The sequence below is a fragment of the Pseudomonas sp. p99-361 genome, assembly GCF_003935475.1.
Taxonomy (GTDB): domain Bacteria; phylum Pseudomonadota; class Gammaproteobacteria; order Pseudomonadales; family Pseudomonadaceae; genus Aquipseudomonas; species Aquipseudomonas juntendi.
Map to the genome: position 1 here is coordinate 1 of NZ_RHQO01000111.1, position 9,034 is coordinate 9,034.

The 9,034-nt window shown below is 63.3% G+C and carries 9 protein-coding genes; 4 read left to right on the forward strand and 5 right to left on the reverse strand.

Annotated features, from left to right (window positions below; genetic code table 11):
* Positions 1-271: 271 nt before the first annotated feature.
* Positions 272-1,591, forward strand: coding sequence for a sorbosone dehydrogenase family protein (locus tag EGJ22_RS25050; RefSeq protein WP_047150257.1), 1,320 nt, complete (start codon positions 272-274; stop codon positions 1,589-1,591).
* A gap of 16 nt (positions 1,592-1,607) precedes the next feature.
* Here the strand turns inward: EGJ22_RS25050 and EGJ22_RS25055 are convergent, their stop codons facing one another.
* The 5 genes from EGJ22_RS25055 to EGJ22_RS25075 form a co-directional block, all read right to left on the reverse strand.
* A complete protein-coding gene (locus EGJ22_RS25055; RefSeq protein ID WP_033690602.1) occupies positions 1,608-2,144 on the reverse strand; it encodes a C40 family peptidase in 537 nt (178 codons plus the stop codon).
* Positions 2,145-2,285: 141 nt separating this feature from the next.
* Entirely contained in the window at positions 2,286-2,924 is a 639-nt protein-coding gene (locus EGJ22_RS25060) for a C40 family peptidase (protein WP_009683957.1), read from the reverse strand.
* Between the two features lie 127 nt (positions 2,925-3,051).
* Entirely contained in the window at positions 3,052-3,759 is a 708-nt protein-coding gene (hda, locus tag EGJ22_RS25065) for a DnaA regulatory inactivator Hda (protein ID WP_009683956.1), read from the reverse strand.
* Between the two features lie 187 nt (positions 3,760-3,946).
* On the reverse strand, positions 3,947-5,020 hold the full coding sequence (locus EGJ22_RS25070; RefSeq protein ID WP_047150256.1) for an AI-2E family transporter: 1,074 nt from the start codon (positions 5,018-5,020) through the stop codon (positions 3,947-3,949).
* A gap of 12 nt (positions 5,021-5,032) precedes the next feature.
* The gene (locus EGJ22_RS25075) at positions 5,033-6,094 is read right to left on the reverse strand and encodes a DUF2066 domain-containing protein (protein ID WP_125920449.1); all 1,062 of its coding nucleotides are present in this window, start codon (positions 6,092-6,094) and stop codon (positions 5,033-5,035) included.
* Positions 6,095-6,415: 321 nt separating this feature from the next.
* Here EGJ22_RS25075 and purM point away from each other — a divergent pair, with 321 nt between their 5' ends.
* The 3 genes from purM to EGJ22_RS25090 are packed head-to-tail and all read left to right on the forward strand — an operon-like array spanning position 6,416 to position 8,846.
* Complete coding sequence (purM, locus tag EGJ22_RS25080; RefSeq protein WP_009683953.1) at positions 6,416-7,474, forward strand: phosphoribosylformylglycinamidine cyclo-ligase; 1,059 nt, start codon at positions 6,416-6,418, stop codon at positions 7,472-7,474.
* Positions 7,474-8,127 carry a phosphoribosylglycinamide formyltransferase gene (purN, locus tag EGJ22_RS25085; RefSeq protein ID WP_009683952.1) on the forward strand — a complete coding sequence of 218 codons (654 nt, stop codon included), beginning with the start codon at positions 7,474-7,476 and terminating at the stop codon, positions 8,125-8,127. Before purM ends, purN begins: the two co-directional genes overlap by 1 nt.
* Positions 8,128-8,135: 8 nt before the next feature.
* Positions 8,136-8,846, forward strand: a complete 711-nt coding sequence (locus tag EGJ22_RS25090; RefSeq protein ID WP_029886606.1) for a DUF3108 domain-containing protein — start codon at positions 8,136-8,138, stop codon at positions 8,844-8,846.
* The last annotated feature ends 188 nt before the right edge of the window (positions 8,847-9,034 follow it).

The following is a 9,034-nucleotide window of genomic DNA, read 5'->3' on the forward strand; positions in this document are numbered from 1 at the left end:
TTTTTGTCGCGTCTGACAAAAAGTGACTCGCCGTAAGGGCGAAAAGGTGACTATGCGTCGCTATCGCAGCTGGAGTTTTCGCGCTATCAAAACCAGCGCTCAAGATTTCAAGCGCTGCAAAGGTGTGGGCGTTTACACCGCATGGGTATTCGTTCGCGTAGGCGACGCATAGGTATTCGTCCGCGTAGCAGAGGCCGCGATAAACCATCGGGAACCCTGCAAGCCCGGCCGACCTCTCACCCTCATGAGCCCGCTGCGGAGAACGCCGCCCATGAAACACCTCATACCATGGCTGCTGGCCACCAGCCTGACCGCCTGCGGCGACACCGCCCTGCTGAGTGTAAACGACGGCACCGGCCCATCCCCCCAGCTACCCGCCCCCGTACGCACGCCCCTGCCCACCGTGAACATCGCCCCAGCAGTAGGCTGGCCGGAACATGCAAAACCCACGGCAGCCCCCGGCCTTCAGGTGAACGCGTTCGCCAGCGGCCTCGACCACCCCCGCTGGCTATACCTGCTGCCAAACGGCGACGTTCTCGTGGCCGAGACCAATGCCCCACCCAAGCCAGAAGACGCCAAGGGCCTGCGCGGCTGGGCCATGAAAAAGGTCATGGCGCGTGCAGGTGCTGGCGTACCCAGCGCCAACCGCATCACCTTACTGCGCGATGCCGATCACGATGGTTCGGCAGAAACCCAGGTGCCGTTCATCGAGGGGCTGAACTCACCGTTCGGCATGGCCTTGATAGGCGATGACCTCTACGTCGCCGACACCGACAAGCTGCTGCGTTTTCATTACCAAAGCGGCGCAACACACATCACCGACAAAGGCCAGGTGGTGACTGCGCTACCCGGCGGCCCGCTGAACCACCACTGGACCAAGAACGTGATCGCCAGCCCCGATGGCAAACACCTTTACGTGACAGTCGGTTCAAACAGCAATGTCGCCGAGAACGGAATGGACAAGGAACAAGGGCGGGCTGCGATCTGGGAAGTGAACCCGGCCAACGGCCAGCACCGGTTGTTCGCCACCGGGCTGCGCAACCCCAACGGCCTGGCCTGGGAGCCGAACAGCGGCAGCCTGTGGACTGCCGTCAACGAACGCGACGAAATCGGCAGCGACCTGGTGCCCGATTACATCACCTCCGTGAAGGACGGCGGCTTTTATGGCTGGCCCTACAGCTACTACGGCCAGCATGTGGACAGCCGTGTGCAACCGCCCGCGCCGCAAAAGGTAGCCCAGGCGCTGGTCCCCGATTATGCCGTGGGGCCGCACACCGCCTCGCTGGGGCTGGCGTTCGCCGAACCGGGTGCGCTGCCTGCGCCATTCCAGCGCGGCGCGTTCGTCGGGCAACATGGCTCTTGGAACCGCAAGCCTCACAGTGGCTACAAGGTCATTTTCGTGCCGTTCGACCGCGCAGGCAAACCTGCAGGCAGCCCGGTGGACCTGCTGAGCGGCTTCCTGGATGAACAGGGCCAGGCCAAGGGGCGCCCGGTCGGTGTCATCAACGATGGACGCGGAGCGGTGCTGGTGGCAGACGATGTGGGCAACGTGGTCTGGCGGGTGAGCAAGGCAGCCGCCACTGCGCCGTAGCCCCGATCCCCTGCTATCAGGGGTTCTGCGCCAGGTGCCCTTGTGGAATCACCCGCTTGGCCTGCAGGTAGGCTTTGGCCCAGTAGCTGTTGGACAGGTAGTCCAGGCGCACGGTGCCACCCGTGGAAGGGGCATGCACGAAGCGCCCATCACCTACGTAGATACCTGCATGGCTGACTTGCGAGCCGCCACTGGTAGCGAAGAACACCAGGTCACCGGACTGCAACGCGTTGAGGTTTACGGTGGGCGCCCGCATGACGATCATCTCCCGCGTCGAGCGCGGCAGGCTGATGCCGGCGGCATCCCGGTAAACGTACTTGATCAGGCCGCTGCAATCGAAGCCGGAATCCGGCGTATTGCCACCCCAGCGGTAGGGCGTGCCCACCAGACCAATGGCGCGAATCAACACGTCATCGGCAACCGGCGAGGGGCTGGCCTGGCTATAGGAGGTGACCTGGGGCTTTATCACGGGGGCCGGCGCAGGGGCACGGCTGGAACAGGCAGCCAGCAAGGTTGCCAAGGAGAGGAATGCGAAGCGCGCCATCGTTGCCATGGCCATAACTTCCTGTCTGAGACCGCTGCGCTGCAGCTGAAAAGAGTTGAGAAATTAGATTAGACGCTTTCTGTAAATGCGCACGGCGGCGAGCTTTTTTTCAAAAGCACCGCCGCCGTGGCAGGGTACAGCATTTTGCCATCAGTTGCGCGCGATGTTGGTCGGCGCCATGGCCAAGGCGCGCTTGGCTTCAATGAAGGTCTTGCTCCAGTAGCGGTCACCGAGGCTGTCGATGCGCACGCCACCGCTGCGGCGGCTGCTGGAGTGGATGAACTGGTTGTCACCCAGGTAGATGCCGGCATGGCTGACGCGACCGCGGCCATTGGTGCTGAAGAACAGCAGGTCACCTGGCTTGAGTTTGTTGCGCGCCACTTTCGGGGCATCGACGTTGATCATTTCACGCGTGGAGCGCGGCAGGGTCATGCCCGCCTCTTCGCGGAACAGATAACCGATGAATCCACTGCAGTCGAAGCCGGACTTTTCCGAGGTACCGCCGAAGCGATAACGGGTGCCGATCAACGACATGCCGCGTTCCAGGATGCTGTCGGCCAGAACCGGCAGCTGGTAAGGCTTGCTGCTGGAGAACGACGCCAGGTCATCTTCGGTGGCCAGCTCTTCCGGTTCGCCGAATACCGACGAAGGCGAGGCTTGGGTTTTAACTGCCGCCTGAGCGGCGACAGGGGTGTGATCCTGGGGCTGGGAAACCGGGCCTTGGGCCGCGCAGCCAAAAAGCAGGGTCACGAGTGCGAGTGGCACGAGGGGTGCAAAGCGCTTCAGCATGGGCACGACCGTGTCTGTAATCCTTTAGAAGGGGGAAACTATGCCCTCTATCATGGCCATTTGCAAATTTTATCGAAAAAGATGTGACTTTTTCGTTTTGCTGCTCTGGCCCAAGGATTTCAGGGGGTTACCAGCCGAGGGTTTCCTTGAGGAAAGGGATGGTGAGCTTGCGTTGGGCCTGCAGCGATGCCTGGTCGAGGCGCTCGAGCAGGTCGAACAGCGCACTCATGCTGCGTGCACCGCGGGTAAGGATGAAATGCCCGACTTCGTCGGTGAGGTGCAGGCCGCGACGCGAGGCACGCAGTTGTAGCGCACGCAGCTTGTCTTCATCGGACAGGCCACGCATCTGGAACACCAGGGCCAGGGTCAGCCGCGACTTCAGGTCCGGCAATTTCACCGGCAGTTCGCGCGGTGATGCCGAGGCGGCCAGCAACAGCCGTCGGCCGCTGTCACGCAGGCGGTTGAACAGGTGGAACATGGCCTCTTCCCAGTCTGGCTTGCCGGCGATCACATGCAGATCGTCTATGCAGACCAGTTCATACTGCGCCAGGTAGTCGAGCAGCCCTACGCCACGCTCGAGCAGTTGCGCCAGTGGCAGGTAGACCGCGGGCTCACCGCGCTGCTGGAAACGGTGCGTGGCGGCCTGCAGCAGGTGGCTGCGGCCGACACCCTGTTTGCCCCACAGGTAGATAAGGCTTTCGGTCCAGCCGGCGTCGGCTTCGCACAACCGCTCGACGTAGCCCAATGCCGCAGCATTGGCGCCCGGATAGTAGTTGATGAAGGTGGCGTCATCGCGCAGGCGCACACCCAGGGGCAACTGGATCGGTGGTTTCATGCTCGCGGGCAGTCGATGAGACCGCAGGGGGCCTTAGGTGAACAATCTGCAAAGTCTATACCCGCAACGCGGGGCGCACAATCGCGGCAACCGATAGCGCAAGCAAAATCAACAGGTTGCGCTGCAACGCCCGACACTGCGCCACGACAGGAGCGCCCCTCATGAAGCCGCGACGCGGTGGCCGGGGTTACAGCTCTGGGTCGACGTCGCCGGCATACATGTCCGACTCTTTATAAAGATCATGCACATGCCGCAGGAGCACCATGATCACCGCCGCCACCGGCAGCGCCAGCAATACCCCGGTAAAACCGAACAGCTCGCCCCCCGCGAGGATGGCGAAGATCACCGCCACCGGGTGCAAGCCGATGCGGTCACCCACCAGCAACGGTGTCAGCACCATGCCTTCCAGTGCCTGCCCGATGACGAACACCGCGACAATGCCCAGCATCGGGTACAGGTCGCCGCCAAACTGGAACAGCCCGGCCACCAGCGCCGCGCCGATGCCGATGATGAAACCCATGTACGGCACGATGGCCGCCAAGCCGGCGAGCATGCCGATCAGCAGGCCCAGTTCCAGGCCCACCAGCATCAGCCCCACCGAATAGATGATGCCCAACGCCACCATCACCAGCAGTTGCCCGCGAACGAAGGCCCCCAGTACTTCATGGCACTCGCCAGCCAGGCCGACTATCTGGGGTTCCTGTTGGCGGGGCAACAGGCTGCGCAGCTTGGCCATCATCAGGTCCCAGTCCCGCAGCAGGTAGAAGCCCACGACCGGAATCATCACCATGTTGGCCAGCCAGGCGATCAGCGCCAGGCTCGAAGCGGTCGCCTGCGACAACACCACCCCGACAATGTCGGTGGTCTGGCCCATGTGCTCGCTGATAGCCGACTTGATCTTGTCGAACTTCCAGAAACCATCGGCCAGGCCAAGCCGCTGCTGCACCCACGGCAAGGCCACGTGCTGCAACCAGTCAAGCATCTGCGGCGCCAGCTCGTACAAGCGCACCAGCTGCTTGGCCAGCATCGGCACCAGCACCAGCAACAACGCCATGAACAGCAAGGTGAACAGCGCGAACACCACCACCACACCCCAGGTCCGGGACAGCCCGCGGCGCTCCAGCCAATCAACCAGCGGGTCGGCCAGGTAGGCCAGCAGAATACCGATCAGAAAGGGCGTGAGAATGTTGTGCAAGCTATAGAGCAGCACGACAACCAGCAGTATGGCGCCCAGCCAGATCCAGCGACGCAGGTCAGTCAATGTCAGTACTCCTTACCAACGAAAACGCAGGCCGTCGAACGGCGGGGGTGTAGGTTGAGGCTCGGTAGCCGGGGCCTGGCCACCCGTAGGCACCGGCGTGGCCGGTACTGCGGCGGTTTGTTCCACCGGCAGCTCCTGCAACTTGGCCAGGCCCAGCTGGGCACGCAATTGTTCACGGTTGCCGGTCACGCCGTAGGTCAGGGTGGTGCCGTCAGCCAACTGCAAGCGTGGGCCATAGGGTTCCAGCACCCGAGCCAACTCGGCGTAGCGCTGCAGGTTCATCCCCTGCACCTGCACCTGCAACTGGCTGCTGGCCCCCGGCCGGGTGACATAACGCGGTGCAAGGCGGTTGCCCACCGCCAGCATCACGGCATCAGCCAGTGCGGCCTGGTCGGCGCCCTCGGCAGTGCCCTGCTCACGCTGGTCACCCAGCCACAGTTGCCATTTACCTTGCCACTTGCCATCGGTTTCCTGGGCATGCACCGCCAGCATGGCGTCGGCGCCGTAACGCTCGGCGGCCTCGCGCAGCGGCGCCGGGTCGCTGCCTTCGAGTTGCTTGGCATTGGCTACCAATTGCTCCTGCAGGTCGGCCAGCGGCAGGCGCAGCGGCAAACCGCGGTGCTGGGCGGCACGCCGCAGTGGCTGGGCACTGGGCTGGCCATCACCGACCAGGCTGCTGCCTTCGACACTGTCATTGAGCCACCAGCTGAGGATCGACGGCCGGTTGCTCCCCCACAAGGCCAGGCCAGCCTTGCGCAGTGCGCGCTCGGTACTGCCCGGGTCGAACTCGACCACAACCGATTCCGGCGGGCCCGCCTCGGTGCCGACCTGGTTGATGATTTGCTGCGGGTCTTTGCGCAGGCCCGCCAACCCTGGGCTTTGCACCGCCTTGGGGTCACCGGTCAGGCGCAGGATGAGGGTTTCGAGGGCCTTGCCGGTAGCGGCTGTACGCGCTTCGGCGCCCTGCCCCGCAAGCGGTTCGTGCACCTGGTAAAGGTCGGAGACGTTTTCAGCCATGGCGGCGGCCGACACAAGGGCCAGGCAACCGGCTGCCAGAATAGAGATCAAGCGCATCGAGGATTCCGTCCAGTCGTGCTTCAAGCCGTGAGCTTCACGCTACAAGCTTAATGCAGCGACAGCGCGGCGCTGCATTTTCTTGCGGCCTGAGGCTCGCTGGTTGCAGCTTATACATATGCAACCCCATCAACCACCCCGGGCCATTTTTCAGCAATTTACCGGCCTGCCCGTCGGCCTGAGGATGGCCGCTGCCCGGCAACCCTGATAAAATCGCGCGCCTTCACAGACCACTGACGTTTCAGGCAGCCGTCGCTCACCCGCCGGCCTTGGCCGCCATGGTCGTTTTTAAGAATCCCTCCCTCCTAAAGGCCTGGATCAATGAGCAAGCAACCCTCCCTGAGCTACAAGGACGCCGGTGTAGACATCGACGCCGGCGAAGCACTGGTCGAACGCATCAAGGGCGTGGCAAAACGCACCGCACGCCCTGAAGTCATGGGTGGCCTGGGCGGCTTCGGCGCCCTTTGCGAGATCCCGGCCGGCTACAAGCAGCCGGTGCTGGTCTCCGGCACCGACGGCGTCGGCACCAAGCTGCGCCTGGCGCTGAACCTGAACAAGCATGACAGCATCGGCCAGGACCTGGTCGCCATGTGCGTCAACGACCTGGTGGTGTGCGGCGCCGAGCCGCTGTTCTTCCTCGACTACTACGCCACCGGCAAGCTCAATGTCGACGTGGCTGCCACCGTGGTCACCGGCATCGGTGCCGGTTGCGAACTGGCCGGCTGCTCGCTGGTCGGTGGTGAAACAGCCGAAATGCCTGGCATGTACGAAGGCGAAGACTACGACCTGGCCGGTTTCTGCGTGGGCGTGGTGGAAAAAGCCGACATCATCGACGGTTCCAAGGTTGCCACCGGCGATGCACTGATCGCCCTGCCGTCCTCCGGCCCGCACTCCAATGGCTACTCGCTGATCCGCAAGATCCTCGAAGTGTCGGCCACCGACATCGAGAACACCCAGCTGGGCGGCACCCCGCTGACCGACCTGCTGATGGCCCCGACCCGCATCTACGTCAAGCCGCTGCTGCAGCTGATCAAGAACACCGGCGCAGTCAAAGCCATGGCCCACATCACCGGTGGCGGCCTGCTCGACAACATCCCGCGCGTACTGCCGAAAAACGCCCAGGCCGTGGTAGACGTGGCCAGCTGGCAGCGCCCGGCGGTGTTCGACTTCCTGCAGGAAAAAGGCAACGTCGACGAGCACGAAATGCACCGCGTATTGAACTGCGGCGTTGGCATGGTCATCTGCGTGGCCCAGGACCAGGTCGAAGCGGCCCTGAACGAACTGCGCGCCGCCGGTGAACAGCCATGGGTCATCGGCCACATCGCCGAAGCCGCCGAAGGCGCCGCCCAGGTCGAGCTGCAGAACCTCAAGGCACACTGATGCCGAGCAAGACCTGCAATGTAGTGGTACTGCTGTCGGGTTCCGGCAGCAACCTGCAAGCCATGATCGACAGTTGCCAAGGCCAGGACAGCCCGGTGCGCATTCGTGCGGTGGTCTCCAACCGCGCCGATGCCTTCGGCCTGCAACGCGCCGCAGCCGCCGGCATTGAAAGCGCGGTGCTCGACCACACCCGGTTCGACGGCCGTGAAGCCTTCGATGCAGCGCTGATGGCGTGCATTGACGGCTTTGCCCCGGACCTGGTGGTGCTGGCCGGGTTCATGCGCATCCTCAGTGGCGGCTTCGTGCGCCACTATCAGGGCCGCCTGCTCAATATCCACCCGTCGTTGCTGCCCAGGTACAAAGGGCTGCATACCCACCGCCGGGCGCTGGAGGCAGGCGACGCCGAGCATGGCTGCAGCGTACACTTCGTGACTGAGGAACTCGATGGCGGCCCACTGGTCGTACAGGCAGTAGTCCCGGTGGCGCCAGACGACACCGTCGAAAGCCTGGCCCAGCGGGTTCACCAGCAGGAACACCTGATCTACCCGCTGGCAGTGCGCTGGTTTGCCGAAGGCCGCTTGCGCCTTGCTGAACAGGGTGCATTACTGGACGGCCAGCCGCTGGCGGCCAGCGGTCACTTGATTCGATCCTAGGAGAACTTATGCGTCGTGCCCTGCTCTTGGCTCTTGCCGTGCTCGCCCTGCCGCTCCAGGCAGCTGATCTGAAGCCCTTCTCGGCCAGCTACACCGCCGACTGGAAGCAGCTGCCCATGAGCGGCACCGCCGAGCGCAGCCTGGTCAAAAATGCCAACGGTACCTGGGACCTTAACTTCAAGGCTTCCATGATGATCGCCAGCCTGACCGAGCAAAGCACCCTGCGCCTGGAAAACGACACCCTGCTGCCACAGAAGTACCACTTCGAGCGTGGTGGCCTGGGCAAAGCCAAGAAGGTCGACCTGAACTTCGACTGGAACACCAAGAAAATCACCGGTAGCGACCGGGGCGACGCCATTACCCTGCCGCTCAACCGCGGGGTACTGGACAAGTCTTCCTACCAGCTGGCCTTGCAGCATGACGTGGCGGCAGGCAAGAAGAGCATGACTTACCAGGTAGTCGATGGCGACGAGATCGACAATTACGACTTCCGCGTGCTGGGCACTGAAAAAGTCACCACCAAGACCGGCCAGGTCGATGCGGTGAAGGTCGAGCGCGTGCGCGACCCAAGCCAGAGCAAGCGCATCACCGAGCTGTGGTTTGCCAAGAACTGGGACTACCTGCTGGTGCAACTGCGCCAGGTGGAGACCGATGGCAAGGAGTATGTGATCGTACTGCAGGATGGTACGGTCGATGGCAAGCCGGTGAAGGGTAACTGAGCCCGCGTTGCCAGTGACATCCGATAGCCCCGCCTAGTGCGGGGCTTTTTTGTGCCTGGGTGTCTGGGTGGCCCGTACTGGCCCTATCGCCGGCAAGCCAGCTCCCACAGAGATCGCCTTAGGGCTGACAGGTGTTTGCCACAAGGTATGGCAGCGCCTGTTAGAGCGAGCGCCGCCCGCGCGGCGCA

What these genes read in the sequence shown, in the direction of transcription:
- EGJ22_RS25055 (WP_033690602.1), bottom strand. Translation starts at nt 2,144, where the DNA reads ATGGCAACGATGGCGCGCTTCGCATTCCTCTCCTTGGCAACCTTGCTG.
- EGJ22_RS25050 (WP_047150257.1), top strand. Translation starts at nt 272, where the DNA reads ATGAAACACCTCATACCATGGCTGCTGGCCACCAGCCTGACCGCCTGC.
- EGJ22_RS25060 (WP_009683957.1), bottom strand. Translation starts at nt 2,924, where the DNA reads ATGCTGAAGCGCTTTGCACCCCTCGTGCCACTCGCACTCGTGACCCTG.
- purM (WP_009683953.1), top strand. Translation starts at nt 6,416, where the DNA reads ATGAGCAAGCAACCCTCCCTGAGCTACAAGGACGCCGGTGTAGACATC.
- hda (WP_009683956.1), bottom strand. Translation starts at nt 3,759, where the DNA reads ATGAAACCACCGATCCAGTTGCCCCTGGGTGTGCGCCTGCGCGATGAC.
- EGJ22_RS25090 (WP_029886606.1), top strand. Translation starts at nt 8,136, where the DNA reads ATGCGTCGTGCCCTGCTCTTGGCTCTTGCCGTGCTCGCCCTGCCGCTC.
- EGJ22_RS25075 (WP_125920449.1), bottom strand. Translation starts at nt 6,094, where the DNA reads ATGCGCTTGATCTCTATTCTGGCAGCCGGTTGCCTGGCCCTTGTGTCG.
- purN (WP_009683952.1), top strand. Translation starts at nt 7,474, where the DNA reads ATGCCGAGCAAGACCTGCAATGTAGTGGTACTGCTGTCGGGTTCCGGC.